At 68.4% G+C, this 26,175-nt stretch carries 24 protein-coding genes; 13 read left to right on the top strand and 11 right to left on the bottom strand.

Annotated elements, in window-relative coordinates; genetic code table 11:
• Positions 1 to 1,305, bottom strand: a complete 1,305-nt coding sequence (gene egtB / locus P3H15_RS01410; protein ID WP_276135607.1) for an ergothioneine biosynthesis protein EgtB — start codon at positions 1,303 to 1,305, stop codon at positions 1 to 3.
• A complete protein-coding gene (gene egtA, locus P3H15_RS01405) occupies positions 1,305 to 2,519 on the bottom strand; it encodes an ergothioneine biosynthesis glutamate--cysteine ligase EgtA (protein ID WP_276135606.1) in 1,215 nt (404 codons plus the stop codon). Before egtA ends, egtB begins: the two co-directional genes overlap by 1 nt.
• Before the next feature lie 145 nt (positions 2,520 to 2,664).
• Here egtA and P3H15_RS01400 point away from each other — a divergent pair, with 145 nt between their 5' ends.
• Both P3H15_RS01400 and P3H15_RS01395 read left to right on the top strand, forming a co-directional pair.
• Positions 2,665 to 3,840 carry an aminotransferase class V-fold PLP-dependent enzyme gene (locus tag P3H15_RS01400; protein WP_276135605.1) on the top strand — a complete coding sequence of 392 codons (1,176 nt, stop codon included), beginning with the start codon at positions 2,665 to 2,667 and terminating at the stop codon, positions 3,838 to 3,840.
• Positions 3,841 to 3,962: 122 nt separating this feature from the next.
• A complete protein-coding gene (locus tag P3H15_RS01395) occupies positions 3,963 to 5,435 on the top strand; it encodes an FAD-dependent oxidoreductase (protein ID WP_276135604.1) in 1,473 nt (490 codons plus the stop codon).
• Between the two features lie 23 nt (positions 5,436 to 5,458).
• Here P3H15_RS01395 and P3H15_RS01390 read toward each other — a convergent pair whose 3' ends face one another.
• Positions 5,459 to 6,661 (bottom strand): helix-turn-helix domain-containing protein, encoded by a 1,203-nt coding sequence (locus P3H15_RS01390; protein ID WP_276135603.1) that lies wholly within the window; start codon positions 6,659 to 6,661, stop codon positions 5,459 to 5,461.
• A gap of 291 nt (positions 6,662 to 6,952) precedes the next feature.
• Here P3H15_RS01390 and P3H15_RS01385 point away from each other — a divergent pair, with 291 nt between their 5' ends.
• Both P3H15_RS01385 and pth read left to right on the top strand, forming a co-directional pair.
• A complete protein-coding gene (locus tag P3H15_RS01385) occupies positions 6,953 to 7,579 on the top strand; it encodes a 50S ribosomal protein L25/general stress protein Ctc (protein ID WP_276135602.1) in 627 nt (208 codons plus the stop codon).
• Between the two features lie 108 nt (positions 7,580 to 7,687).
• Positions 7,688 to 8,260: an aminoacyl-tRNA hydrolase gene (pth, locus tag P3H15_RS01380; protein ID WP_015889504.1), complete on the top strand. Its 573-nt coding sequence runs from the start codon at positions 7,688 to 7,690 to the stop codon at positions 8,258 to 8,260.
• A gap of 69 nt (positions 8,261 to 8,329) precedes the next feature.
• On the opposite strand, the gene P3H15_RS01375 is transcribed toward pth, so the two are convergent.
• Positions 8,330 to 9,961: a fatty acyl-AMP ligase gene (locus tag P3H15_RS01375; RefSeq protein WP_276135601.1), complete on the bottom strand. Its 1,632-nt coding sequence runs from the start codon at positions 9,959 to 9,961 to the stop codon at positions 8,330 to 8,332.
• Between the two features lie 213 nt (positions 9,962 to 10,174).
• On the opposite strand from P3H15_RS01375, the gene P3H15_RS01370 reads away from it, so the two are divergent.
• On the top strand, positions 10,175 to 11,908 hold the full coding sequence (locus P3H15_RS01370; RefSeq protein ID WP_276135600.1) for a peptide chain release factor 3: 1,734 nt from the start codon (positions 10,175 to 10,177) through the stop codon (positions 11,906 to 11,908).
• 55 nt (positions 11,909 to 11,963) lie between these two features.
• Here the strand turns inward: P3H15_RS01370 and P3H15_RS01365 are convergent, their stop codons facing one another.
• Both P3H15_RS01365 and P3H15_RS01360 read right to left on the bottom strand, forming a co-directional pair.
• Positions 11,964 to 12,869 (bottom strand): 5-dehydro-4-deoxyglucarate dehydratase, encoded by a 906-nt coding sequence (locus P3H15_RS01365; protein WP_276135599.1) that lies wholly within the window; start codon positions 12,867 to 12,869, stop codon positions 11,964 to 11,966.
• 54 nt (positions 12,870 to 12,923) lie between these two features.
• Positions 12,924 to 14,003 carry an ABC transporter ATP-binding protein gene (locus P3H15_RS01360; protein ID WP_276135598.1) on the bottom strand — a complete coding sequence of 360 codons (1,080 nt, stop codon included), beginning with the start codon at positions 14,001 to 14,003 and terminating at the stop codon, positions 12,924 to 12,926.
• A gap of 184 nt (positions 14,004 to 14,187) precedes the next feature.
• Between P3H15_RS01360 and P3H15_RS01355 the strand changes: the two genes are divergently transcribed.
• Complete coding sequence (locus P3H15_RS01355; RefSeq protein ID WP_072941063.1) at positions 14,188 to 15,012, top strand: NAD(P)-dependent oxidoreductase; 825 nt, start codon at positions 14,188 to 14,190, stop codon at positions 15,010 to 15,012.
• 40 nt (positions 15,013 to 15,052) lie between these two features.
• Here the strand turns inward: P3H15_RS01355 and P3H15_RS01350 are convergent, their stop codons facing one another.
• Positions 15,053 to 16,234 carry a hypothetical protein gene (locus P3H15_RS01350; protein ID WP_276135597.1) on the bottom strand — a complete coding sequence of 394 codons (1,182 nt, stop codon included), beginning with the start codon at positions 16,232 to 16,234 and terminating at the stop codon, positions 15,053 to 15,055.
• A 57-nt stretch (positions 16,235 to 16,291) separates the two neighbouring features.
• Between P3H15_RS01350 and P3H15_RS01345 the strand changes: the two genes are divergently transcribed.
• The 7 genes from P3H15_RS01345 to P3H15_RS01315 all read left to right on the top strand — a co-directional run bounded on the left by P3H15_RS01345 (position 16,292) and on the right by P3H15_RS01315 (position 23,556).
• Entirely contained in the window at positions 16,292 to 17,377 is a 1,086-nt protein-coding gene (locus P3H15_RS01345) for a hypothetical protein (protein WP_276135596.1), read from the top strand.
• Between the two features lie 267 nt (positions 17,378 to 17,644).
• Positions 17,645 to 18,604: a carbohydrate ABC transporter permease gene (locus tag P3H15_RS01340; protein WP_276135595.1), complete on the top strand. Its 960-nt coding sequence runs from the start codon at positions 17,645 to 17,647 to the stop codon at positions 18,602 to 18,604.
• Between the two features lie 5 nt (positions 18,605 to 18,609).
• Positions 18,610 to 19,491, top strand: a complete 882-nt coding sequence (locus P3H15_RS01335) for a carbohydrate ABC transporter permease (protein WP_276135594.1) — start codon at positions 18,610 to 18,612, stop codon at positions 19,489 to 19,491.
• Between the two features lie 26 nt (positions 19,492 to 19,517).
• Positions 19,518 to 20,840: a sugar ABC transporter substrate-binding protein gene (locus tag P3H15_RS01330; protein WP_276135593.1), complete on the top strand. Its 1,323-nt coding sequence runs from the start codon at positions 19,518 to 19,520 to the stop codon at positions 20,838 to 20,840.
• A gap of 27 nt (positions 20,841 to 20,867) precedes the next feature.
• The gene (locus tag P3H15_RS01325; protein ID WP_276135592.1) at positions 20,868 to 22,028 is read left to right on the top strand and encodes an enolase C-terminal domain-like protein; all 1,161 of its coding nucleotides are present in this window, start codon (positions 20,868 to 20,870) and stop codon (positions 22,026 to 22,028) included.
• Positions 22,029 to 22,100: 72 nt separating this feature from the next.
• Positions 22,101 to 22,898 (top strand): IclR family transcriptional regulator, encoded by a 798-nt coding sequence (locus P3H15_RS01320; protein WP_072941079.1) that lies wholly within the window; start codon positions 22,101 to 22,103, stop codon positions 22,896 to 22,898.
• Between the two features lie 154 nt (positions 22,899 to 23,052).
• Positions 23,053 to 23,556: a hypothetical protein gene (locus P3H15_RS01315; RefSeq protein WP_276135591.1), complete on the top strand. Its 504-nt coding sequence runs from the start codon at positions 23,053 to 23,055 to the stop codon at positions 23,554 to 23,556.
• Between the two features lie 19 nt (positions 23,557 to 23,575).
• On the opposite strand, the gene P3H15_RS01310 is transcribed toward P3H15_RS01315, so the two are convergent.
• The 4 genes from P3H15_RS01310 to P3H15_RS01295 form a co-directional block, all read right to left on the bottom strand.
• Positions 23,576 to 24,253 (bottom strand): pyridoxal 5'-phosphate synthase, encoded by a 678-nt coding sequence (locus P3H15_RS01310; protein ID WP_276135761.1) that lies wholly within the window; start codon positions 24,251 to 24,253, stop codon positions 23,576 to 23,578.
• A 38-nt stretch (positions 24,254 to 24,291) separates the two neighbouring features.
• Positions 24,292 to 24,711 (bottom strand): glyoxalase/bleomycin resistance/extradiol dioxygenase family protein, encoded by a 420-nt coding sequence (locus tag P3H15_RS01305; protein WP_192581684.1) that lies wholly within the window; start codon positions 24,709 to 24,711, stop codon positions 24,292 to 24,294.
• A gap of 41 nt (positions 24,712 to 24,752) precedes the next feature.
• Entirely contained in the window at positions 24,753 to 25,229 is a 477-nt protein-coding gene (locus P3H15_RS01300) for a nuclear transport factor 2 family protein (RefSeq protein ID WP_015889488.1), read from the bottom strand.
• A 381-nt stretch (positions 25,230 to 25,610) separates the two neighbouring features.
• Complete coding sequence (locus tag P3H15_RS01295; protein ID WP_276135590.1) at positions 25,611 to 26,171, bottom strand: PadR family transcriptional regulator; 561 nt, start codon at positions 26,169 to 26,171, stop codon at positions 25,611 to 25,613.
• Positions 26,172 to 26,175: the final 4 nt, after the last annotated feature.

Genomic DNA, 26,175 nt, shown 5'->3' with positions numbered 1-26,175 from the left:
TCAGTAGTCGTCTCCCGGAAGGTCCCGGGCACAGCGGAATCCGGAGAAGATCTGCCTGCGGATCGGGTGGTCCCAGTTGCGGAACGTCCCGCGGCACGCCACCGGATCGGTGCCGAACGAACCGCCGCGCAGCACGCGGTAGTCGCCACCGAAGAACACCTCCGAGTATTCGCGGTACGGGAACGCCGCAAACCCGGGATAGGGCTCGAAGGGCGACGACGTCCACTCCCACACGTCGCCGATCAGCTGATGCACGCCGAGCGGGGACGCCCCCGACGGGTACGCCCCGACCACCGCGGGTCCGAGGTGGCGCTGTCCGAGATTGGCGAGCGAGGAGTCGGGTTCGGCGTCACCCCAGGGGAATCGGCGCGACCGGCCGGTGAACGGGTCCCACCGCGCCGCCTTCTCCCATTCGGCTTCCGTCGGCAGCCTCTTGCCGTCCCAGCGTGCGAACGCCTCGGCCTCGAAGAAGCAGACGTGCACCACCGGTTCCTGGGGATGAATCGGCTCGGTGACCCCGAATCTGCGGCGCCACCACGTTCCGCAGCCGTCGTTCTCCCAGAACTGGGGTGCTTCCAGCCCGGCGTCGAAACGATGCGCCCATCCCCGCTCGCTCCACAACTCGGGGCGCGCGTACCCACCGTCGTCGACGAACTCGAGATAGCGGGCGTTGGTGACAGGGACGGCGTCGATCACGAACGCCGGAACGTCTATGCGGTGCGCGGTTCTCTCGTTGTCGAGCGCCCACGGATCGTCCGACGTCCCCATCGTGAATTCGCCGGCGGGAACGACCACTTCGTCCTCGGCGATCGCCCCACCGACCCGCGGCGCGCTCTCCGCGGTCAACACCGCTGCACCGGAACGCAGTTGATGGGTGGCGAGCATCGTTTCGGCGTGCTGCTGCTCGTGCTGCGCGATCATGCCGAACGCGAATCCGTTCTCCTCGAGCGGCCGGCCCCGAAACGTGCTGCGGTCGAGCACATCCCACGCCCGGTCGCGAACGGTGCGTAGGTAATCCCTGGCCTCGTCCGGGTTCAGGAGCGGCAGGGACGGCCGGGAGTTCCTCGAATGTTTGAATGCGTCATACAACTCGTCGATATCGCGGCGGACCGGTTCCCGGCCCCCGACGTCCCGCACGAGCCACAACTCTTCCTGATTGCCGATGTGCGCGAGATCCCACACGAGCGGGCTCATCAACGGGGAATGCTGTGCGACGAGGTCCTCCCCGTCCACGCAGTCCGTCAACCCGGCGGTGCGCTCCCGCGCCCGTGTCAACACCGTCTCGATCTTCTCGCGGGTACCCATCAGCGTTCCTCGCTCGGGGCCTGGCCCCGGCAACATCGTTCGGCGGCGGCATCGAGCAGTCTGACGAATTCGGGGTCCGGCGAGTACGCCGCCGCCAGCGACAGCAGAGCTGTTGCCGCAGCGCGCAGTTCGAGGTCGGACAGACCGAACTCGGCCGCGTCCCGCCAGCGTTCGGCGGTGGGCAGCGCCGCGTCGAGCGCCTCGGCCATGGCACCCGGACCCGACAGCAGCGCGTCGATCGCCGCGATCGGGACCCGCCACTGGTCGCCCGGTTGTGCATCGAGATAGCGCACTTCGAGATGACCGGCCGCACGAACGGGCGGAAACAGGGTGGTGAGGTGATAATCGAGGTCGGCGAGCGTCGGACGTCCGATCACGTCGTCCAACGCCCCCTCCACCCAGTCCGCGAAAGTTGCGCCGTCGGGCGCAGTCCAGTCCGTTCCGTCGTTGCGGATGCACAGCAACGGCACGTCCAGCACCCACCCCGCATAGTCCGCGCTGTGCGGGGTTCCGATGGTGCGCGGCGAATCGAGTTCGAGCCACGTACGCATTCGCTGCGACGCCCACTGCCCGTCGGGTACCCCGTAGAGCCGCGGCGAACACGCGAAGGCCGCGATCATTGCGGGCCCGATGGCATGGAGCAGGTGCCACCGCCTCTCCACCGCAACCGGATCGGCCCCGGCGTCCACACTGATCTGCGTTGCGGCGGTGTTGCACATCATCAGCTTCCCGAAGGGCCCGATGCCGGTGAAGCGGGATTCCATGGCGCAGTACCGCGGCGATTGGAGGAGACGGTGCGCGGGCCGGCGGGTGTCCGCGGCCTCGGACGACATGAGGATCGAGCGGGTCGACAGCAGGTCCGCGAGAACCGCCTGATCGGCGGCGAGATAGTCGCACAATTCGCGTGCGGAGTAATAGGGGGCGCTGGACAGTTCGATCTGTCCGCCGGGTTCGACCGTGACGGCACTGCCGCCGGGAAGGGGCTGAGCAGGAGAAGAGGGATCGATGGTTCTGGGGGTGTGCGGCCCGAGCGCTTCGGCGAGAGCGGCGAGGTCGGGGCGCACGTATTCCGGCAGTTGCGCGGTCAGCCACTCCAATTCCGCGCCGATCAGCTGCGGTGGCCCCAGTTTGAAACACACACCACCCAGGTACGCCTCCGCCGCCGGCCGCGACGTGAAACACGTTGCCTCGACGGACTGAACTGCTGTAGCCATTCGACCCTCCCCTTCGGGCGCCGCCTGAACGTCGTTATCGACATTAGAGCGCCTCGGCCGTCGATGCACGCCCCATCGGCATACTTTTCGAGAACCTGCACATGTACGTTCGAGTCCATCCACTGCGAAAAGGGAGGTATCGGACATGCTCGACCTCGAGCAGGCGCGACGCGACACCCCGGGCTGCCTCGACAAGGTGTTCCTGGACAGCGCAGGCTCCTCGCTTCCCCCTGCCCCGGTCCTGGACGCCGTGTTCGCGCACCTGCGCCGGGAGGCGGACGTGGGCGGCTACGTCGCGGCCGCCGAACGGGCCGACGATCTCGCGGCCGTGAAGTCGTCCCTCGGCCGCCTGATTGGGGCGAGCGCCGACAGCATCGCCCTGGTGGACAGCGCCACCACCGCCTGGAACGACTTCTTCCACGCCGTCCCGCTCCGTGCCGGCGACCGGGTGCTGATCTCGGAGGTCGAGTACGCCAGCAACGCCATCGCCGTCCTGCAGCGGGCCCGGTCCGTCGGCGCGACGGTCGACGTGATCCCCAGCGACCCCACGGGCCAGATCGACGTCGCCGCGCTGGGGACGCTCCTCGACGACCGGGTCCGTCTCGTGTCCCTCGTGCACGTGCCCACCAACGGCGGCCTGGTCAATCCCGTCCGCGAGGTGACGGAACTGGCGCACGCGCACGGCGCGCTGGTGCTGCTCGACGCGTGCCAGTCCGTCGGGCAGATCGCCCTCGACGTGGTCGAACTGGGCGTCGACGCCCTCTCCGCCACGGGACGCAAATGGCTGCGCGCGCCGCGGGGCACCGGCTTCCTGTACGTCCGGCCGGATCTGGCCGCGACGCTCGAGCCTGCCGCCCTCGACCTGCACAGCGCGGAGTGGACCGCGGCGGACGCGTACCGCCTCGCGACCGATGCCAGCCGGTTCGAGTTCTGGGAATGCGACGTCGCCGCCCGCCTCGGACTCGGGGTGGCAGCCGACTATCTCCTCGCCCTCGGAATGGACGAGGTCGAGGCGGCGGTGGCGGCCGGGGCCGAGCACCTGCGATCGGGCCTCGCGGCGATCCCCGAGGTCACCGTGCGCGACCTCGGAGCCCGCCGGTGTGGAATCGTCTCGTTCACCGTCGACGGGTTCGAGCCGGGGGACGTCCGGAAGCAGCTGGCCGCCCGCAACGTCACCGTCACGGCCAGCCTGCGCGGTTCGACGCTGCTGGACATGAGCGCCCGCGGACTGGACGCCGTGGTGCGGGCGTCGCCGCACTATTTCTGCTCCCCGGAGGATCTCGACCGGTTCCTCGCCGAGGTCCGGACACTCGCGAACTAGCGCCTCCCGGCACCACGTCCCACTGACCGGGAGATCCACCGACTCGGGTTTTGTAACAGGTTACAGTTCGAGGGTAACCCACGTCACACTACGCCTGTGACCGCCCGAGAGGACTTCCACCCATGGTCGACGCCACACCGATCCGCCCCCGGTCCGCAGCAACGGTCACGGAGTGGGACTACGAGGCCGACGTCGTGATCGCGGGTTACGGCATCGCCGGTGTGTCCGCCGCCATCGAGGCGGCGCGGGCCGGCGCCGACGTCCTGGTCCTCGAGCGCACCAGCGGATGGGGCGGTGCCGCCGCGCTCGCCGGCGGCTTCATCTACCTCGGCGGTGGAACGCCGCTGCAGAAGGCGTGCGGATTCGACGACTCCGTCGAGAACATGAAGACGTTCATGATGGCGGCGCTCGGCCCGGGCGCCGACGAGGAGAAGATCACCGACTACTGCGAGGGCAGCGTCGAGCACTACAACTGGCTCGTCGACTGCGGGGTCCCGTTCAAGGAGAGCTTCTGGGGCGAACCCGGCTGGGAGCCCCCGTTCGACGACGGGCTCATGTACTCCGGCGGTGAGAACGCGGCGCCGTTCAACGAGATCGCCACCCCCGCGCCACGCGGGCACGTTCCGCAGATGGACGGCAAGCGGACCGGAGAGAAGGGCGGCGGCTACATGCTGATGAAGCCGCTCGTCGAGACCGCCGAAAAGCTCGGGGTCCGAGCCGAATACGACATGCGCGTCCAGACGCTCGTCGCCGACGACACCGGACGCGTCGTCGGGATCGTCGCCAAACAGTACGGCAAGGAGGTGGCCGTGCGGGCGCGTCGCGGCGTCGTCCTCGCGACCGGCAGCTTCGCCTACAACGACAAGATGATCGAGGCCCACGCGCCGCGGCTCATCGGCCGCCCCGGCGCCGCCATCGAGGAGCACGACGGGCGCTCGATCCTCATGGCGCAGGCCCTCGGCGCCGACCTCGCCCACATGGACGCCACCGAGGTCGCGTTCCTCTGCGATCCCCAGTTGGTCGTCCGCGGAATCCTCGTCAACGGCCGGGGGCAGCGCTACGTCCCGGAGGACACGTACTCCGGTCGCATCGGCCAGATGACCCTGTTCCACCAGGACAACCAGGCGTTCCTCGTCATCGACGAGGCGTCCTACGAGGAAGGCGCGGCAGCCACCACGGCAACGCCGTTCCTGCGCGCCCAGCCGAAGTGGGCGGCGGAGACCGTCGAGGAACTCGAATCCGACATGGGCCTGCCCGCCGGCGCACTGCAGTCGACCGTCGAGGTGTACAACAAGCACGCCGCCGAAGGGTCGGACCCGTTGCTGCACAAGAAGTCCGAGTGGGTGAAGCCGATCGGCTCCCCCGTCGCGGCCCTCGACCTGCGCGGGTTCACGCTCGGCTTCACCCTCGGCGGCCTGCGGACGAGTGTGAACTCCGAGGTCCTGCACGTCTCCGGCGAACCGATTCCCGGCCTCTTCGCAGCAGGACGGTGCACGTCCGGGGTGTGCGCCGGCGGCTACGCCAGCGGCACGTCCCTCGGCGACGGCAGCTTCTACGGCCGCCGCGCCGGCGTCAGTGCGGCGAAGCAGGCCTGACCGGACCTACCCCCCGACCGGCCCTACCCGACGCGCCGGACCGTCACCCCGGCCGCGAACCGGTACGGCTGGGTACTCAGGACCGCGCCGAGGCTCTTGCGCAGACGCGACACCTCGGCGCGGACCGCCACCACGTGGTCGCGGTCGCCGAACAACGCTTCACTGAGCGACGCGGCGTCGACGCCCGCCGATCCGGCCGCCGACAACACCCGCAGGATCTGGGCGTGCCGCGGCGAGAGCGCCCGCGTCCAGTTGACGTCGCCCCGGACCGTCACCTGCGGCGCATCGCCGAGGTCGAGTTCCAATTCGATGGCCGCCCCGTCGACGCGCCGGCGCACCAGCCAGCCGTCGCCGAGCGGTTCGGGCACGCACAGCCCGAGCCCCGGGACGAGCAGCGGCTTGTCGAGACTCGGCGGCGCGACCCGCTCCGGCGCCGCGATGCCACTCGCCTCCGCGACCCACCCGTGCTTGTCGACGACCAGCGCCGGACCTCCCGCGGACGCGAGCAGTAGTGCCGCCCGGCCGCGCAGCCTGTCCAGCTGCGCGGTGTGCTCACGCCACAATGTCGCCTCGGCCAGTCGCACCGCGGTGCGGACCAGCGCGACGGTGGTCGGGTGGACGGACATCGCCGACCCGCTGATGTCGACCACGCCGAGGATCGCGCCGGTGCGCGGGTCGTGCACCGGCGACCCGGTGCAGGACCAGCCGTGGTGCGTGGGCGCGTAGTGTTCGGCCGAGAACAGTTGCACCGCAGCGTCTTCGATCAGGGCCGTGCCGATCGCGTTGGTGCCGACGGCCTGTTCGGCCCAGCGTGCACCCTCCGTGAACCCGAGCGCGTCGGCCGCCTTCCGGACCCCGCGAGAACCCTCCCGCCACAACAGGACACCGTCGGCATCGGCGATGACGACGATGAAATTCGCGTCCTCCGCGACCTGCGTCAACGTGCTGCGCAACTCCGGGAGCACGGTACGCAGCGCCGTGCGGGTGCGCCGCGCCTCGATCTCGGAGAAGTCGGCGGGCTCCACGTCGGCGCAATGGTCCGGACTCACACCGCCCGCCTGCAGACGGGACCACGACCGCGCCACCACGTCCCGCGGAAGCGCCGGCGGCCGCTGCCCGGACAGCACCGCGTCGTGCACCCGGCTGAGCAGCCGCGCATGTCGCGGCAGATCCACACCGGTTGCCACTGCGGTCAGCCGGTCGGCGGTCGGACGTTCAGCGCTCACACGCCGAGGCTACCCCCGGCGTTGTGAGCCACACCACTACCTGCCGCCGGACCGGCGCGGTCGCACCACCCGCCCGAGGACACCCGATTAGCAGGTCAGCGGCCCATCCGGTAGAGTTCCATAAGTTGTCTCGGCGAGGGTGAACCAGAAAAGTTCCAATTGGCTGGCTCACCGTGATCGACGCGGCTACGGCTCTGCTCGAGCGTTTCGCTCCTGGCCGTCGCGCGTTCGTCCCTCGCCGACGCGAACCGCCCGCCAGTTACCACCGTGAGTTGTAGGAGCCGTTTCACCATGTCTGACGAAAATCGCCTCGTAGCCGCCGTGCGCACCGAGTTCGGCAAGGGCGCCGCCCGCCGCGCGCGCCGCGACGGCCAGGTCCCCGCGGTCCTGTACGGCCACGGTGAGGACCCCCGCCACCTGAACGTGCCGTCCCGCGAGTTCGCCGCCATCCTGCGCGCGCACGGCACGAACGCCGTCCTGACCCTCGACATCGAGGGCAAGGAGCAGGTCGCGCTCACCAAGTCGGTCGTGGTTCACCCGATCCGCAGCTACATCGAGCACGCCGACCTCCTCGTCATCAAGAAGGGCGAGAAGGTCACCGTCGACGTCCCCGTCGTCGTCACCGGTGAGGCCGCATCCGGCACCCTCGTCGCGCAGGACGCCGCCACCGTCTCCCTCGAAGCGGACGCGCTGCACATCCCCGAGCAGATCGAGGTTTCGGTCGAGGGCCTCGAGATCGGCACCCAGATCCTGGCCAACCAGCTCGAGCTGCCCAAGGGTTCGACCCTGCAGGCCGACGAGGAACTGCTCATCGTGAACGTCGTCGCGGCCCCGACCGCGGCCGACCTCGAAGAGGAGACCGGCGAAGCCGCGGCCGAGACCGCCGAGGCTCCGGCCGAAGAGGGCGCCGAGGGCTGATCCTCTCGCAACCGCACTGATCTCTGCGGCGCGTCGTCCCGGATTGTCCCGGGGTGACGCGCCGCTGTCGTCTGACACGACCCCCTCACGCACGGAAGGACCCTGTCGGTGAGTGAAGACACCGCCCTGGTGGTGGGTCTGGGCAACCCCGGACCGCAGTACGAGAAGACCCGGCACAACGTCGGCTTCATGGTGGCCGGCGTGCTGTCCGCGCGCATGGGTGGCAAGTTCAGCGCGCACAAGAAGAGCGGCGCCGAGATCGTCCAGGGACGGCTCGAGGGCCGTCCGACGATCCTCGCCAAGCCGCGGTCGTTCATGAACCTGTCCGGTTCCGCCGTCGCCGGGCTGGCCCGGTTCTTCTCCGTCGACCCGGGCAACATCGTCGTCATCCACGACGAACTCGACCTCGACTTCGGGACCATCCGCCTCAAGCAGGGCGGCGGCGAGGGCGGGCACAACGGACTGCGGTCCATCTCGCAGTCGCTCGGCACCAAGGACTATCTGCGCACCCGCGTCGGGATCGGCCGTCCCCCCGGGCGGATGGATCCGGCGTCGTACGTGCTCAAGCCGTTCTCGTCGGTCGAACGCAAGGAACTCGACCTCGTCTGCGAGGAATCCGCCGACGCCGTCGAACTGGTCCTGCGCCTCGGGCTCGAGGCCGCGCAGAACCGCCTGCACTGACAGGCGCTTCGCGCCCGTGAGTGGTTAACGAGTCTCTGGACTCTCCAACCACGCACGGGCGCGAAGCGCCTACCCCACCAGGTACGCGGACGTGGCGCGGCGGAGTTTGCCCGACGACGTCTTGGGGATGCTCCCGGGGCCGAGGACGGCGACGGTGCGGGGTCGCACACCGACCTCGGAGAACACGGCGTGCACAACCTCGTGCTCGATGCGCTTGACCGTCTCGGGGTCCTGGTAGTCGTTGGTCTCGACCGCGACGGCGAAGCTTTCCCGCTTCTGCCCGGCGTCGAGGCGCACGGCCACCGCATTGCCGGGACGCACTCCGGCGACGGTGCCCGCGGCCCGTTCGATGTCGGTCGGGTAGATGTTGCGGCCGCCCATGATGATGACGTCCTTGACGCGACCGCACACGACGACGAGACCCTCTTCGGTGAAGTAGCCGACGTCGCCGGTGTTCAGCCAGCCGTCCGCGTCCTGCGCGGGCTTGTGCCCGTCGAGTGTGATGTACCCGGGGGTGACCGCCTTGCCGCGGACCTCGATGATGCCGACACCGCGGGTCGGGAGCAGTTCCCCCTCGCTGTCGACGACGCGTCCCTCGAGGTTCGGCACCATCTTCCCGAGGGTGGCGAGGGCGCGCGCGTTCGGCTTGTTCGACGGGACGGCACGCTGCATCGCTTCGAGCAGATCCGGGTCGACGCGGTCGAGGACCTGTCCCTGGTCCGGATCGGGGATGGAGACGGCGAGCGTGGTCTCCGCCATTCCGTAGACGGGGGCGAGTGCGGACGGGTTCAGCCCGAACCGGGCGCCGGCCTCGGCGAGCGCGTTCATGGTGTCGGGGTCCACGGGTTCGGCGCCGTTCCACATGTACCGGACGGTGCTGAGATCGACGGCGCCGTCTTCCGCCTGCTTGAGGCGGCGGGCCAGCAGGGAGTACGCGAAGTTGGGGGCGGCCGTGACGGTGCCCTTGTACTTGCCCATCAGTTCCGCCCACAGCAGCGGCGTGCGGAGGAAGTCCATCGGGGTGATGCTCACGACCTCCGCACCGACCTGCATCGGCACGCTGAGGAACCCGACCATGCCCATGTCGTGGAACAGCGGCAGCCAGCTGATCATCACGTCGTCCTCGATGGAGAACTTGATGCGGTCGATCATGGCGTAGGCGTTGGTGTAGAAGTTCTCGTGCGTGATCTGCACGGCCTTGGGCGAACCGGTGGAACCCGACGTGAGTTGCTGCAGGGCGATGTCGCTCTCGAACGTCTCGACCGGGTCGATGGGCGTGCCCTCGTTCAGCTCGGCCACCGTCACCACGGTGATGCCGCGCTCCTCGAGCAGCGGCTTGGCGGCGTCGAACGGCGCACCGAGGATGACGGCCTTGGCCTCGATCATGGTGATGACGGTTTCGGTGTCCTTGGCCCACACGGCCAGGTCGGTCCGCGGGGTCGGCTGATGCAGCATGGTGACCGACGCGCCGCGCATCCAGGTGCCCTGGCAGGAGGGCGCGATGTCGACCGGCTGACCGGCGAGGATGCCGACGGCGTCGCCGTGACCGATGCCTGTCTCGGCGAGCGCGCCCGCCATGCGGCGCGCCGCCTTGTGGATCTCGCCCCACGGCTGGCGCAGTGGCGCGTCGGGCTCACCAGTGTTGAGACCACGGGTGCTGCTCGCCGCGGTCGCGTACATCTCGTCGGTGAACTTGCTCACTGTCTTCCTCCTGCACATACGGGTGTCCGAAAGCAGAAACGATGAACTCCGGAGCGCCCCGACGACTCACCCATATAAATCCCCCACCGGACTCCGATCGTTACTTCTCCCTGGATGTGACTGTGCTGCGAGTGGGTCTTCGGCACCCGAGTAACCTGGTATGCGGCCACACGGCCTTCCCGCACGCATTCCGTCCCCCCGAGAGGTTCTTCGTTGACTACCCCGTCCGACTCGGCCGACACCATTCCAGCCGAGGCGGCGCCTGCCGCGGCGTCCGACTCATCGGACGCGAAATCCGAGGCATCCGCCTCACCGGAGGGGAAATCCGAGAAGGGTGTCCGGGCCGAGGCTTCGCGTCGCCGCACGTTCGCCGTGATCTCACATCCCGACGCCGGTAAGTCGACGCTGACGGAGGCGCTCGCGCTGCACGCGAAGGTCATTTCCGAGGCGGGCGCCGTCCACGGCAAGGCGGGCCGCAAGTCGACGGTGTCCGACTGGATGGAGATGGAGAAGGCCCGCGGCATCTCGGTCAGCTCCACCGCCCTGCAGTTCAACTACCGCTCCACCGAGGCGTCGGCGGACGAGCCCGTCGACAACGTGATCAACCTGGTGGACACGCCCGGCCACTCCGACTTCTCCGAGGACACGTACCGCGTCCTGACCGCGGTCGACGCCGCCGTCATGCTGATCGACGCCGCGAAGGGTCTCGAACCGCAGACGCTGAAGCTGTTCCAGGTGTGCCGTCACCGCGGAATCCCGGTGATCACCGTCATCAACAAGTGGGACCGGCCCGGCCAGACGCCGCTGGAGCTTCTCGACGAGATCCAGGAACGCATCGGGCTCACCCCGACTCCCCTGTACTGGCCCGTCGGGATCGCCGGCGATTTCCGGGGCCTGCTCCGCCGCGGCGAGGACGGCGCCCCGCGGGAGTACATCCGGTTCACGCGCACCGCCGGCGGCGCGAAGATCGCCCCCGAAGAGGTCATGGACGCCGACGCCGCCCTCGCGAAGGAGGGCTCCGAGTGGGAGACCGCCGCGGAGGAGAGCGAGTTGCTGTCGGCCACCGGTCAGGACCACGACCAGGAGCTGTTCCTCGGCGGTCAGACGTCGCCGGTGATCTTCGCGTCGGCGATGCTCAACTTCGGTGTCCGCCAGATCCTCGACACGCTCGTCGAGCTGGCGCCGCCGCCGCGCGCCCGGGAGGACGTCGACGGCACCCCCCGCGACGTCACGGACCCGTTCAGCGCGGTCGTGTTCAAGGTCCAGGCCGGCATGGACACCGCGCACCGCGACCGGCTGGCGTTCATGCGCATCGTGTCGGGGGTGTTCGAGCGCGGCATGGTGGTCACCCACGCGCAGACCGGTAAGCCGTTCACGACGAAGTACGCGCAGACCGTGTTCGGCCGTGAGCGTTCGACCGTCGAATCGGCGTACCCCGGCGACGTGGTGGGACTCGTCAACGCCACCGCACTCGCCCCCGGCCATACCCTGTTCTTCGAGAAGAAGGTGGAGTTCCCGCCGATCCCGTCGTTCGCGCCGGAGCACTTCTCCATCCTGCGGGCCGAGAGCGCGGGCAAGTACAAGCAGTTCCGGCGGGCCGTGGATCAGCTCGATTCCGAGGGTGTCGTGCAGATCCTCCGCAACGACCTCCGCGGCGACGCCTCGCCGGTCATGGCCGCCGTCGGCCCCATGCAGTTCGAGGTGGTCGCGGCGCGGATGAAGGCCGAGTTCAACGTCGAGGCCCGGATGGAACCGCTGGGCTACGCGTTGGCGCGGCGCACCGACGCCGAATCGGCCGACGAGCTGAACCGTCAGCGCGGTGTCGAGGTGTTCACCCGATCGGACGGGGTGATGCTGGCCCTCGTCAGCGACAAGTGGCGGTTGCAGTACATCCAGAAGGAGCTGCCCGACCTTACGCTCGAGCCCCTCGTGGCCGCCGCCGACTAGTGCAGACGCGCTTCGGTCATCGGCGGGTCCGCCGACCCGCCGATGACCGAAGACGCTACTGCGCCAGAACCTTCCGGCCCGCCGCCAGAATCTGCTCCAATGCGTACCGGTGCTCGGCACTGGCGTCGACGAGCGGTGCCCGCACCGAACCCGCGTCGAGGCCGGTGAACGTCACGCCCGCCTTCACGAGCGCGACCGCGTATCCGGGAGTGGTGTCGCGGAGCCGGACCAGCGGATGGAAGAACTCGCGGTTGAGTGAGTCGACCAGTTCGGTGTCGTCCTCCTCGAGTGCCCGGTAGTAGGCGAGCGACACGTCCGGGGCGAAGGCGAACGTCGCCGACGAGTAGAGGGTGACGCCGATGCTCCGGTAGGCCTGCTGCGAGACCTCGGCCGTCGGCAGGCCGTTGAAGAATTGAAACTCTTTGTCGCCGAGAGAATCCCGCAGCGTGCGCACGATTCGCGACGTCAGGTCGAGGTCGCCGACGCCGTCCTTGAACCCGACGACCTTCGGCAGTCGCGCGACCTCGAGAGCGCTCTGCTCGGTGAACTGGCCGTTCGCGCGGTGGTACACGATGACCGGGAGGTCGCTCGACTCCGACACCTGCCGCACGTACTCCACGAGGCCGTCGGCCGGCGCTCCGACGAGATAGGGCGGCAGGAGCAGGATGCCGTCGGCGCCCGCGTCCGCGGCGGCGGCCACGAACTCTTTCGCGACGGGTAGCGGCCCTCCGGCGCCGGCGAAGACGGGGACCCGGCCGCCGGTGACCGCGACCACCGTTTCCACGACGGTCCGGAACTCGGCCGCGGACAGTGCGTGGAATTCGCCGGTGCCGCACGCGGCGAACACGCCGCCCGGTCCGGCCGCGACACCGGATTCGATGTGCTGTGCCAGTGCGGGCAGATCGACGTCGCCGTTGTCGTCGAACGGGGTGACAGGAAAGAAGAGAACTCCGTCGAGCATGGTCTTACTCCTTGATCGATGTGGTCGGGTGTCCGTCGGAGAACCGGGTCGCCGCTAGTCGACGAGCCGGTCACCGGTGACGGTGGAGAACAGATGTGTGCGCTCGGCCGCGTACGACAGCGTGATCACCTCTCCGCGCTTGGGCGGGATGCGACCGTCGGCGCGAACGACGATGGGCTGCCTGCGACCGTGAATGTCCGCTTGGCCGTAGACGTATGCGTCGGCGCCGAGCTCCTCGACGACGTCGATGGTGACGTCGAGCCCGCTGCCCGTGGTGATCGCGAGATCCTCGGGACGCACACCGAGCGTGACCGAGTGCTCCCCGATCCCGGCGATCGCGGCACGCGGAACGGGGACCACGGAGCCGCCGAAGCTGACACCTCCGTCGACGAGGGGAAGTTCGAGCAGGTTCATCGCGGGCGAGCCGATGAACCCGGCGACGAACACGTTGTTCGGGTGCTCGTACATGCGGCGGGGAGTGTCGCACTGCTGGAGCACGCCGTCTTTCAGGACGGCGACGCGGTCGCCCATCGTCATGGCCTCGACCTGATCGTGCGTCACGTAGACGGTGGTGGTGGCGAGCCGGCGCTGCAGCGCCGAGATCTGTGCACGGGTCTGCACGCGGAGCTTGGCGTCGAGGTTGGACAGCGGCTCGTCCATCAGGAACACCTGCGGTTTGCGAACGATGGCGCGCCCCATGGCCACTCGCTGCCGCTGGCCACCGGAGAGGGCCTTGGGCTTGCGGTCGAGGAACTTGGTGAGGTCGAGGATCTTGGCCGCGTCCTGGACGCGCCGCGTGATCTCCGCCTTGTCCTCGCCGGCGATCCGGAGACCGAAGCCCATGTTCTCCCCCACCGTCATGTGGGGGTAGAGGGCGTAGTTCTGGAAGACCATGGCGATGTCACGGTCCTTCGGCTGGAACTCGGTGACGTCGTTGCCGCCGATGGCGATCGTGCCCCTGTCCACGTCTTCGAGTCCGGCGAGCATGCGCAGGGACGTCGACTTCCCGCAGCCGGAGGGTCCGACGAGGACGAGGAATTCGCCGTCGTCGATGTGGAGGTCCAGGTGGTCGACCGCGGCCTTGTCGCCGCCGGGGAACAACTTGGTGACGCCGTGGAATGCGACTGTTGCCATGATGGTGGGAGGTCCCTTCACCGGCAGGAACGTGCCGGACGATCCGAGTGGGAGTGTGAAGTAGACGCCGATCCCCATATGTTGTTCACATACGTGAATCTATGCCAAGGTAGTGACTTCGTTTCGAAGTATGTACTACCGTGATGCGCATTACAAGACTCACCCCAGAGAGGTACGAGAAGACATGACCGACACCGCCTCGCGTCTGCTGATCACCGGCGCCGCAGGAAACATGGGCAAGATGCTGCGGCCGTTGCTCCGCAAGCCCGGCCGCACCCTCCGCCTGTTCGACATCGCCGACATCACCGACATCGACCCCGAACACGAGGAGTACGTACAGGGTTCGGTCACCGACCGCGCCGCCGTCGCCGCCGCGGTCGACGGCGTCGACGCCGTGCTCCACCTGGGCGGACTCAGTACCGAGGACTCGTGGGAGAACATTCTGTCCGTCAACGTCGACGGCACCCAGGCGGTGTTCGAGGCCGCCGTCGCGCACGGCGTGACGCGCGTGATCGCAGCGTCGAGCAACCACGCCGTGGGCTTCTGGACGCACGCGGAGGCCGGCGGCGACCCGCTGCCCGGCGACGTTCCGCCGCGCCCGGACGGGTTCTACGGCTGGAGCAAGGCAGCGGTCGAGGCACTGGGCCGGCTGTACCACGACCGTTTCGGCATCGACGTCGTCAACCTGCGCATCGGCTCGAGCTTCGACCGGCCGCCCAACTACCGCGGGCTCGCGTCCTGGATGTCCCCGGCCGACACCGCTCGCCTGATCGAGGCCGCACTGTCCGACTCCGCCAAGGGATTTCACACCGTGTGGGGTATCTCGCGGAACACGCGGAGCTGGTGGTCCGCAGCGGAGGGCGCCGCCATCGGGTACGAACCCCGGGACGACGCGGAGGTGTTCGCGGACGAGTTCCTCGCCGACCACGAGTGGTCCTTCGACGACCCGATCCTCCAGCGGGTCGGCGGAGCGTTCTGCGACCACCCGCTCGGACAGCGGATGCGGTGACGTCCCGAGGTGGGCGCCGTGGGCGCCCACCTCGACTGCGTCAGACCGAGAAGTCGCGGATGATGCGGCCCAACGCGTCGAGTTGCACCGCGTTGACCAACCCGAGGTGATAGAGGTGCAGCTCGTTGGCTCCGGCCGCGACCGTGGCCGCGACGTGGCCGCTCACGTCGTCGAGGTTCTTCGGCGGCAACACCGACACGTAGGCGCCGACGTCGACGGCGTCACCGACGATCGCCCGGGTCTGTGTGGTGACGGCGACGGTCTCCGCGGTTCCCGGCCAGGCTGAGACGAGCACGGCGTCGACGTCTTCCGCAGCGGCCGGCGTCAGCGCCGGCGAGGGCCCGGTCTTCCAGGGGTTCGGATGACCGTGCAGCGTGACGCGGGCCGACGGAATCTCGGCCCGCACGGCGCCGAGCACCGCACCCCGGAGGGTATCGGCCTCCGCATGGCGCACGGACAGCACCGCCTCGGCCTCCGCCTCGTCGAGGACATCGGTGATCGCGGCATCCGGCGCGAGGGTGCCCGTGGTCAGCGCATCCACGCCGGCACGCAGTGTGGCCGTCAGCTTGTCCGGATCGACGCCCCGATCCGCCCACAGTGCCTGTTCCCGTTCGGTGCAGCTGATCGACATCAGCGTGTCGCCGATTCCCGGATAGGCGCCATCGGTCTTCTCGTGCGGTCCGACGTGCGCGATGCCCAGTTGTCCGCACGCTTCGATCGACACACCGTGCAGGTCGACGCCGCGCACCGCCTCCGCGGCGAGGGTGCGGGCGTACCGGACGATGTCCGGGTGCCCGGGCGCGAGCGCGTAGGGGTAGCGGTCCCCGAAGCAGTTGACGACGGTGGCGCCCGGATGCGCATGCCCCAGAACGGTGCTGTGGGACAGCACGATCCATGCGTTCACCTCGATGCCGGCGTCGGTCAGGATTCGAGCCGCATCGGCGAACGCGTCCTCGGAACCGGCCCAGGTCGCCGCCTTGGCCGTGACGGTGTGGCCGTCCCACGCGGCGGACCGGATGGGGCGGTAGAGCGCGGCGTGGTGGGCGTCGACCACCTTGTGGGCCGGATGCAGCGGCGTTGCGGCGCGGGTCGAGTGGTAGCTGGCGGCGAGCGAGATCTCGGCGACCCCGAGGGCGCGCGCACGGTCGACGAAGTGCGGATCACCGAGCACGTCCCACGGATAGGCGTGCGCGACGATGCGATCGACGGTTCTTTCGGACATGTGAAAACCCCTCGGCAGTTCGACAACAGGATTCGGTAGACAAGACGGAGTTCACACATGGGAACACACCTTTCGCCCCACTGTCCACGATCGACCCCCTCCGACCGACACCGCGACGCCGTTCGCGACGTCCTCGGAGCGCCCGGCGAACAGGCGGCGGCCACCCCCGACGTGCGGTACGGCAGGTCGTGGACCCGAGACGGCGTCGCCGGTCGCGAACTCACCTGGGCGGCCGGTGACGACGGTCCGGACACCGCGGCCTGGCTCCTGCGCCCCGACCGGCCCGCCGCGACCGCCGCGCGTCCCGCGGTCCTGCTGATGCACGCCCACGACGGCGTCAAGTTCTACGGCAAGGAGAAGGTGGCCGACGGCCCCGGCGGCGTCCCACCGGCCGTCGCCGGACTCCGGGCACGGGGGTATGACGGCCTGGCCGTGGCAACGGGGCTGGTGCAGGCGGGTTTCGTCGTACTCGTGCACGATGCCTTCCCCTGGGGCAGCAGGCGCGTGCCCTGGCCGGAACTGCCGGACCGCGCCAGGTCGGCGGGTTTCACCGCATGTCCACCCGGGCCCGACACCCCCGAGGTTCGCCTGCGCCGATACGAGGCGGCGGCCCGCGAGCACGAGAACGGCCTCGCCAAGGCAGCGGCCCTGACCGGCACCTCGCTCGCCGCCAAGGTCGTCGCCGAGGACCTGCGGGCGCTGAACGTTCTCCTCGCGACCGACGGCGTGGATCCGAACAGGGTGGCCGCGGCGGGATTCTCGGGCGGCGGGGCTCGCGTCGCACACCTGCTGGCGTGTTCGACGCGCCTGCGAGCAGGGGTGATCACCGCGATGATGAGCACTTTTGCCGACGTCGCGGACGGCAGGGCAGACGACACGACGTGGCTGATGATCACCCCCGGCCTGCCTGCGGTCTGCGACTGGCCGGAGGTCGCCGCATGCGGTGCGCCGCGGCCGCTGCTGGTTCAGTACGCGCGGGACGATTCGCACTTCGGCATGCAGGGGATGCGGGACTCCGAGAGCCTGCTGCGACGCGCGTACGTCGGGTCCGATGCGCTGACCACGCAGTGGTTCGCGGGCGGGCACCGGTTTTCGGCCGACATGCAGGCCGGGGCCGTCGACTGGATCCGGTGCAACGTCTAGCCCATCACGCTTGACAGGACCTTGTGACTGCCGTCATAGTGATTTCGACAATTCACATAGAGAACGTGAGTTCACATACATGAACGATTGGACGCACCGCCACCGGCGGCCCGAGCACATCGGGCTCGCCGGGACGGCCGGAGGCCGCAGTCGTTCCCCATCGCCTTTCCCGCTGACGCGCCACCCTCGGTGATCTCGCGTCAGCAGCAATAGCCACAATCCCCTGACCCGCCGGCGCGACCGGCACCGAACCTCGGAGCGTGCACCATGGTCACCACCACCTCCCCCAGGCCAGGAGGGCGGACCGCGGCGGCGGCGCCTGCCTCTCCCGGTCGCATTCGCCGCAGACCGGCCTGGCGCAGAACCGCCGCCCCCTACATCCTGATCGCGCCGGTGGTCCTCCTGCTGGTGGTCTTCATCTTCTACCCGGTCGGCAGCGTCTTCTACTACAGCCTGCAGTACTACAATCCGACGACGCCGTGGGACAACGGTTTCGCCGGTCTCGACAACTTCCGGCTGATGTTCGCCGACTCCCTCTTCTGGACCAGCCTGGTCACCACCGCGAAATGGGTGGGATTTCAGGTCGTGTTCCAGCTGATCCTCGGCCTCGGGCTGGCCCTGCTGGTCAACGAGGTGTTCCGGGGCCGCGGCCTGGCCCGCGCCCTGGTGTTCTCTCCCTGGGCGGTCTCCGGCGTCCTCACCACCGGCATCTGGCTGCTGATCTACAACCCGTCCACGGGCCTGTTCAAACTTCTCGGGAACATGGGCATCGGAGACGGCACCGCCGCTCCCATCGCCGATCCGGACACCGCGTTCTGGGCGACTGGCGTCGCGGAACTGTGGCGCGGTGTTCCGTTCTTCGCCATTCTCATCCTGGCCGAGCTGCAGAGCGCCCCCAAGGACCTGTACGAGGCGGCCAACGTGGACGGCGCCAACCGCTGGCAGCGGTTCCGCTTCGTCACCCTCCCGCACCTGAAGGCCGTCATCATCTTGTCGACCCTGCTGCGCGGTGTGTGGGAATTCAACAACGTCGATCTGCTCTACACCCTCACGGCGGGCGGCCCCGCCGACGTCACCACGACGCTCCCGCTGTACGTCTCCCAGCTCGCGACCACCGCCCAGGACTTCGGATACGGCTCGGCACTCACCACGGTCGCATTCGTGATCCTGCTGTTCTGCTCGATCCTCTACTTGCGCCTGAGCAAGTTCAACAGTGAGAAGGTCTGACCGCCGTGACCACCACCACCGATCGCCCCGCCGTTGCGCTGCCCGAGCCGGACACCACCGGAACGCTGCGGGCGCGCACGAAGAAGCCGCGCCTGTTCAGCGTCGGACTGCCGCTCGCCCTGTACCTGCTGTTCACACTCGTGCCGTTCTACTGGATGATCGTGTTCGCGTTCCGGCCCGCCGGATCGAACTCGATGCTCCCCTGGCCCATCACGTTCGAGCACTTCGACACCGTGTGGAACACCCTCGGCTTCAGCTTCTTCTTCAAGAACAGCCTCATCGTCGCCGCGTTGTCGCTCGTCCTGACCACCTTCGTCGCGCTGGCCACCGGATACGCGTTGGCCCGCTTCAAGTTCCGCGCCAAGATCCCGTTGGTGATGGCCCTGCTCTGCAGCCAGTTCGTGCCCGGCGCCATGCTGCTCATCCCGCTGTTCCAGGTGTTCCGCGAGATGAACCTCGTCAACAACCTGACGGGACTCATCGTCGCCGACACCGTGTTCCAGCTTCCGCTGGCCGCCATGCTCATGGCAGGTTTCATCGCGCAGATCCCGGTCGAACTCGAGGAAGCCGCGATGGTCGACGGCTGCTCACGCCTGCGCGCGTTCCGCATCATCATGCTGCCGCTGCTACGGCCCGGCCTGATCGCCGTCGGATCGTTCGCCTTCATCGGCAGCTGGAACAACTTCCTGTTCGGCCTGATGTTCATCAGCAGCCAGGAGAAGTTCACGCTGCCGGTCGGCCTCAGCTACACCATCGGCTCCTACAACGTCGACTTCGGAGTTCTCGCAGCGGGCGGTCTCATCGCCGCGGTGCCGGTGGTCGCCGTCTTCGCCGTCATCCAGAAGTACCTCGTCCAGGGCCTGAGCGCCGGCGCCGTCAAGGGCTGATCATGACTTTCGAAAAGAGGATCCACATGAACCGGCGAACGCTCCTGCGCTCCACCCTGGTCGGGGCGGCGGCCACGCTCGTGCTCGCCTCCTGCAGTTCCGAGACCTCGCTGCCCGATGGCGCCCTCGGTGATCCGAACAACGCCCAGCTCACGTTCTGGGACAACAACGCCGGACCGGACCGCACTCCGTTGTACGAGGAGCTGATCCGCCGGTTCGAGGCCGCGAATCCCGGCATCGACATCCAATACGTGGGCCTCCCGTCGGACAGCGCCCAGCAGAAGTACCAGACCGCGCTCGCCGGCGGCTCGGCACCGGATCTCGGAATCGTCTCCACCGCCTACCTCGCCCCGCTCGTCGCCCAGGACGCGGTCATCTCACTCGACGACTTCATGGCGGCGTCACCGCAGCGCGACGAGTACGACGCCGGAATTCTCGACTCGGCACGCGAATCCGGTGGTGGCGAGCATCTGTTCGGTCTCCCGTACACCAGCAACAACGCCACCCTCTGGTATCGCGCGGACTGGTTCGCCGAGGCCGGGATCGAACCGCCGGACACCTACGACGAGTTCTTCGAGGCCGCGAAGGATCTGACCGACAAGGACGACGGCCGTTACGGATTCACCATTCGCGGCGGCGCCGGATCGATCTACCCACTGCTGCAGTACATGTTCGCCAGCACCGGAATCGAGAGCTTCTTCGAGGACGGCGAGTCGACGCTGAACCGTCCCGAGATGGTCGACGCCATCGAACGCTTCGCCGCGCTCTACGACGTCGCCACCCCGACCGCCGACGTCAACAACGGCTTCCCGCAGATGGTCGCGAGCTTCGGCGGCGGATCCGTGGCGATGATGCAGCACAACCTCGGCTCGCTGAGCAACCACCAGAAGGCACTCGGCGACAAGGCCGGCGCCGTGGCCCTGCCGCGGAACGAAGAGGGAAAGCGCACTGTCATGACCGACCCGTTCCCGTCGTACACCGTGTTCAAGAGCAGCAAGCACCAGGCCGCGGCGTGGAAGTTCCTCGAGTTCATGACGTCCCAGGAATCGCAGGCGTACTGGAACGAGCGGGTCGGGCAGATCCCGGTCAACAAGGCCGCCCGCTCCGCGCCGGAATTCGCGAGCATGCCGTCGGTGCAGGCCGCGCTCGCGGCACTGGACGACCCGAAAACGGTGCTGGTCACGCCGCCGGACTACCTGCCCGACTTCGGCAAGATCGTTCAGGTGCAGATGCTCGGCCAGTGGCAGAAGGTGCTCATCGGCCAGCTCAGCGCGCAGGACTTCGCCGACGACTTCGCCGAGAAACTCGACCGCTCCATGGCCAAGTACGTCGCCCGCCAGGGCAAATAAGACTTTTCGAAGAGGAAGCGAATCATCATGTCCAGCGTGATCACAGAAGTCGCCGTGCAGGTTTTCAAGACGGAGGCACGCACCTCGGTCGACTCGTACGGTCATCGCCATCCCGGTCCGTCCGTGCCGACGACCGGGGCGCTGCTGCGGATCACCGACTCCGACGGCGTCAGCGGGTACGTCCTGGGCAAGCCGAACTACCTTCGGCAGGACCAGGTGGAGCAGCATTTCCGGCCCGTCCTGATCGGCTCCGACCCGCTGGCACGGGAGGCGGCGGACAAGAAGTGGGCGATCCGGCAGCGGACGCGGGCGGTCGAGCTTCCCGAACACACGTGCAGCTACCTGGACCAGGCGCTGTGGGACCTCACGGGCAACAAGTTCGACACGCCCGTATGGAAACTGCTCGGCGGCGCGCGCACCGAGGTCAAGGCGTATGCCAGCACCATGTGCGGTGACGACATCGACGGCGGCCTCGCCACGCCGGAGGACTACGCGAACTTCGCCGTCGAGCTGAGAAGGCGTGGCTACCAGGGCATCAAACTGCACACCTGGATGCCGCCGCTGCCGGGCGCCCCCAGCCTCAGCCGGGACATCGACGCGTGCGCCGCGGTCCGCGACGCCGTCGGCGAGGACTTCTCGCTGATGCTCGACGGGTACCACTGGTACTCGCGCACCGACGCCCTGAGGCTCGGGCGCGAACTGGACCGGCTGAAGTTCGATTGGTTCGAGGAGCCGATGGACGAGTTCTCGCTGCGCTCGTACAAGTGGCTCGCCGACCAGATCGACACCCCGGTGATCGGACCCGAGACCACACCGGGCAGGCACCGGTCCCGTGCCGACTGGATCGAGAACGACGCGTGCGACATCCTGCGCGTCGGGGCCATGAACGGCGGTGGCATCACCCCGGCCCTGAAGACGATGCACATGGCCGAGGGATTCGGCCTCGACTGCGAGATCCACGGCAACGGCGCCCCCAATCTCGCGCTGGTCGGCGCCGCCAACAACGTCCAGTGGTACGAGCGCGGTCTTCTGCACCCGCACGTCGACTACGACTGGGTGCCGCCGCACCTGAAGTCCATCGTCGACCCCGTCGACGAGAACGGCATGGTGGCGATGCCACAGCGGCCGGGTCTCGGCGAGGACATCGATCTCGAGTACATCGCGGCCAACCTCGTCGCGGAGTACTGAGTGCGACCCCTCGCCGGCACCGGGCACGGGTCAGTAGGTGATATCGCGTTCAGAATGAGAGATAGTGTCTTCATGGTGACAGAAGACACGCGTGGGGCGGCCCCGGAATCCCAGCCGGTCAAATCCGCCGAACGCACCATCCACATCCTCGAGACGCTCGCCGCGTCGCCGACCCGCATGAGCCTCGGCGAGCTGCAGGAAGCGTGCAAGTATCCGCGCTCGAGTCTGCACGCCCTCCTGCGCACGCTCAAGGATCTGCGGTGGATCGAGGCGGACGAGTCCGGTTCCCGCTACGGCATCGGCACCCATGCGCTGCTCACCGGCACGTCGTATCTCGACAAGGATTCGGTCGTGTCGAGGGCGGCGGCGGTGCTCGAGGCGCTCCGGTCGGAAGTCAGCCACACCGTCCACTTCGCGCGACGCGACGAGGAAAGCGTCATCTATCTCGCCAGCCGCGGATCGAAGGTCGAGGTTCGGCGGATGCACCGCGTCGGCCGCAAACTGCCGTGCCACGTCACCGCACTCGGGCAGGCCCTTCTCGCCGAACTCACCACCGGTGAGGTACGGGAGTTGCTTCCCGCGAAACTCGAGCGGTTCACCGACAACACCATCGTCGACCTCGACGACCTCGTCACCGAACTCGGCGAGGTCCGCAACCGGGGGTGGGCCCTCGAACGGGAACAGGGCACGGTCGGCGTGGTGTGCATCGCCACCGTGGTGCCCTACCGGATCCCCGCCACCGACGCCCTCAGTGTGTCCATGCCCGCCGAGGTCGCGTCGTACCCGGGTGAGCTGGAGCGGATCGCCGGTGTGCTGACGAGGCACGCGTCGGCATGGGCCCGGGAATTGCGGACGGAGGGGGTGCGCTGACGCGGCGGTACCGAGAGTCCGGGCGGCGACGGGCCGTGTCGTGAGCCGTCGAGGTGCGCGGCCCGCCGGACGCTGCTGGTAGCTTTCAGATCGAATCGAGCACACTGACGGGCTTTGCGCGGTACCCGTTTGGCCACGAGCAGGAAGCGAAACGATGGAGAACGGCATTTCCACGAACGGATCGGGCAGCAACGGCTCCGCGGGGAGCCCGGCGACGGGGTCCCCTTTCGCCGAACCGGGCACGGGCGGGCTGACCGGCAGCAGCAACGGCAACGGCCAGTCCACGACCAGCTCCGCCGAGACGTTCACCTTCCCGCTGCCGACGCGCAGTTCGGGTTCGCACAGCACCGAGGAACCGGCCGCGGCCTCCGACACGACGGCGCCGCCCGAAGCTCGTGGACGCACCGTCATGCGACGCAACGCGATGGGAGTGGCAGCCGTGCGAGTCGCGGGCCGTCTTGCACACACCGAACTGCTCGAGGAGCACCTCGCGTCGGCGAGCAGCCACTCCGCCGACCCGACCGTGGACGCCGACGAACTGCTGGCGCTGCTCGGCGAGTACCTTGTCGCGGCCGGGTTCGAACGCCCCGAGATCCACGCGAAGCTGAACGGCCAGTCGATCGTCGTCGACCTGCGTTCGCCCTCGACCGCGCGCTGACTCCTGCCGCCGGGCGCGGTCAGGGCCACAGCACCTCACGGATCCACCGGTCCGACTCCCGGCGGTACCGCCGGCGCACGTGCCTGCGTCCGGCGTCCGCCTGCCAGAACTCGACACTGTCCGGGACGATGCACCATGCCCGCCAGGTCGCCGACACGAAGTCGGGGTCGGCCTCGATGCGGGCCACCGCCGCCGCGACCACGCGTTCGTATTCGGCGGGATCGTCCAGCACCTCGCTCTGCCTGCTGGCGGCCGCCACGGCCCGCGCGGTGACCGACCGTTCGCGGAAGTCGCGTGCGGACAGCGCCGGCACCCCCTCGATCACGGTGCCGCGCACCCGCACCTGCCTGCCCTGCTCGCGCCAGTAGAACGACAGTGCGGCAACGGGATTCGCGGCCAGATCACGCCCCTTCGGTGAGCGGGTGTCGCCCGAGAACCAGAAGCCCTGCTCCGTGACGTCCTTGAGGAGCAGGAAACGCGCGTCCGGATTGCCGTCGGCGTCGACGGTCGACAGCGCAGCGGCGTGCGGTTCCGGAACACCGGCTTCCGCGGCCTGCTCGATCCAGTCGAGGAACAGCGCGGTCGGTGAATCCGGCGGCGTGTCGACGGGCGCAGGCGTCGCACCGCCGAGTGCGGGCAGGGCGCGGATCCATGCGCGGGTGTCCGGAAACGACGAGCGGTCGGGTGCAGTCGGCATGTTCGGCATGTGCCGACACTAGCCGCGGCCCGGATCGTTCAGTCGGACACGGCCGGATCGGCAGGCCCCACCAGCATCCAGCGATGCCCGAACGGGTCGATGAGGGTGGCGTTGCGGTGTCCGTGCCCCTCCGAGATCCAGCGTTCCACGGTGCCGCCGGCGTCGCGGGCACCCACCAGCACGGCGTCGGGGTCGTCGACGGACAACATCAGGCTCACGGACGTCGACCCGGACTCCGGCGCGGTCAGACCCATCTCGGGGAATTCCTCGGCGAGATAGATCATGCCGGTCGGCAAACGCAGTTCCGCATGACCGACCCGGCCGTCGTCCATGACGATCGGCTCACCCACCACCCGGGCGCCGAACACCTTGGAATACCACTCGATCGCCTCGACACCGCGCCGCACCGTCAGGTACGGCAGCGCGCCGGGAACGGGGACTTCCGGCAACGTCGTCACCTCCCAGTGTCCGTGATGCACCCGCGTCCCAGTGTGCCCCCTCAGGCGGACGCCGGAGGTTGCAACATCGCCCACTTGTTGGAAGTGAGCCGGAAACTCGGGAAATCGGACAGCGCCGCAACCGATTCCCAGGTGCGTTCGTACCCGGTGTGCGTGATCCGCCAGTTGCCGTCGGCGCACCGAAGGTAACGGTCGTGGTAGTAGGCGGACCCGCGCAGCAGCATGCCGTCCTCGGGAATCAGCGTGGTGTCTGCGAGAAACCACACGCCGACCGCGGTGTCACCGGTGACGGTGATTTCGGGTTGGCCGCACTGATGCTCGGTGATGACGTGTGTCCCGAGGGTGTTCTCGAGGAAGGACACGAACGAGTCACGGGAGTCGAACGTGAGGTATTCGCTGTACGTCGCGGTGACGTCCGGGACCATCGTGTCGGCGAACTCCACCCACGACTTCGTGTCGAGTGCACGTGAGTAACGGTGCTTGAGCTGCTCGATCTGTTTGATCGCTTCGAGATCCATGACCCCCGCCTCCTGTGCAGCGACATGCAAACCCTGGACTGCAGATTAGTCCGAGAATCTGCAGGTTCGCGTTGGATTCCCCCGTTTTGCCCGGATCATGCATATTCAGGCCGTGATCCGGGACACGAAAAGGTTACGAAATGACTGCATGGCCTGCGCTCCAGCACACACTCCACACTACCTTAGGCAAGCCTCACCTTATAGTGGTGCAACCCTCCGGGGCATGTCCGGAGCCGTGACGGTCGAATCCCATTGCTGCACAGTAGTTTCAGTGAACGTTGCCGCCCCGGGTCGCACGGGCGAGCCGACCGCACCGAACGTCGGACACGATTGCCGTGACCCCGAATCCCCAGATAGCTCGGCCCGCGCTGGCGTGACGCGCTACCAGCGCAGGTCGCCGCCCGCGACGTCGTCGGCCAGCGACCGGACGTAGTCGAGTTCGGCGGCCACCACCGCCCGGCGGTACTCGTCCTCGACGAGGAACAGTCGCGGGAGAACCGTTCCGGACTCGGCGAGGCCGGCATCGAGCCCGGCCAGTTGCCGTTCGAGCGAGGCGATCCGCGTACGCAGGGCGTCGAGCGCGTCGCCGGAGTCGAGACTCGGTAGGAACGCCAGCGCGGCAGGGAATTCCGGGAATTCGCGCGCCGGTTCCGCGACCATCTCGCGCAGCCAGCGCGTCAGCGTCGTCGCGCCCGGTGCGGTGAGCCGGTACGTCGTGCGCTCGGGTCGATTCTCGGCCCGTTCCGTCGCCGCGACCTCGATCAATCCGTCGCGCAGCAGGCGTTCGATCGTCTGGTACACGCTGTTGCGCTGAGCGACGTTGACGACCTCGTCCTTGTGTCGCTCCTTGATCAGTTGCTGCATGCGGTAGGCGTGCATCGGCTCTTCCGACAGCATCGACAACACGGCCATCGCCAGCACGGATCTACGCGGTGAGGACATTTGC

The sequence above is a fragment of the Rhodococcus sp. T2V genome, assembly GCF_029269925.1.
GTDB lineage: Bacteria > Actinomycetota > Actinomycetes > Mycobacteriales > Mycobacteriaceae > Rhodococcus_F > Rhodococcus_F koreensis.
The sequence above is the reverse complement of the archived record's forward strand: the minus strand, read 5'-3'. Positions and strand labels throughout refer to the sequence as shown.

Coding starts and splice junctions, on each gene's coding strand:
- P3H15_RS01300 (WP_015889488.1), bottom strand. CDS start 25,229: ATGGATCTCGAAGCGATCAAACAGATCGAGCAGCTCAAGCACCGTTAC.
- egtA (WP_276135606.1), bottom strand. CDS start 2,519: ATGGCTACAGCAGTTCAGTCCGTCGAGGCAACGTGTTTCACGTCGCGG.
- P3H15_RS01340 (WP_276135595.1), top strand. CDS start 17,645: ATGGTCACCACCACCTCCCCCAGGCCAGGAGGGCGGACCGCGGCGGCG.
- P3H15_RS01350 (WP_276135597.1), bottom strand. CDS start 16,234: ATGTCCGAAAGAACCGTCGATCGCATCGTCGCGCACGCCTATCCGTGG.
- P3H15_RS01295 (WP_276135590.1), bottom strand. CDS start 26,171: ATGTCCTCACCGCGTAGATCCGTGCTGGCGATGGCCGTGTTGTCGATG.
- P3H15_RS01360 (WP_276135598.1), bottom strand. CDS start 14,003: ATGGCAACAGTCGCATTCCACGGCGTCACCAAGTTGTTCCCCGGCGGC.
- egtB (WP_276135607.1), bottom strand. CDS start 1,305: ATGGGTACCCGCGAGAAGATCGAGACGGTGTTGACACGGGCGCGGGAG.
- P3H15_RS01330 (WP_276135593.1), top strand. CDS start 19,518: ATGAACCGGCGAACGCTCCTGCGCTCCACCCTGGTCGGGGCGGCGGCC.
- P3H15_RS01315 (WP_276135591.1), top strand. CDS start 23,053: ATGGAGAACGGCATTTCCACGAACGGATCGGGCAGCAACGGCTCCGCG.
- P3H15_RS01310 (WP_276135761.1), bottom strand. CDS start 24,253: ATGCCGACTGCACCCGACCGCTCGTCGTTTCCGGACACCCGCGCATGG.
- P3H15_RS01320 (WP_072941079.1), top strand. CDS start 22,101: ATGGTGACAGAAGACACGCGTGGGGCGGCCCCGGAATCCCAGCCGGTC.
- P3H15_RS01345 (WP_276135596.1), top strand. CDS start 16,292: ATGGGAACACACCTTTCGCCCCACTGTCCACGATCGACCCCCTCCGAC.
- P3H15_RS01325 (WP_276135592.1), top strand. CDS start 20,868: ATGTCCAGCGTGATCACAGAAGTCGCCGTGCAGGTTTTCAAGACGGAG.
- P3H15_RS01400 (WP_276135605.1), top strand. CDS start 2,665: ATGCTCGACCTCGAGCAGGCGCGACGCGACACCCCGGGCTGCCTCGAC.
- P3H15_RS01365 (WP_276135599.1), bottom strand. CDS start 12,869: ATGCTCGACGGAGTTCTCTTCTTTCCTGTCACCCCGTTCGACGACAAC.
- P3H15_RS01385 (WP_276135602.1), top strand. CDS start 6,953: ATGTCTGACGAAAATCGCCTCGTAGCCGCCGTGCGCACCGAGTTCGGC.
- P3H15_RS01395 (WP_276135604.1), top strand. CDS start 3,963: ATGGTCGACGCCACACCGATCCGCCCCCGGTCCGCAGCAACGGTCACG.
- P3H15_RS01355 (WP_072941063.1), top strand. CDS start 14,188: ATGACCGACACCGCCTCGCGTCTGCTGATCACCGGCGCCGCAGGAAAC.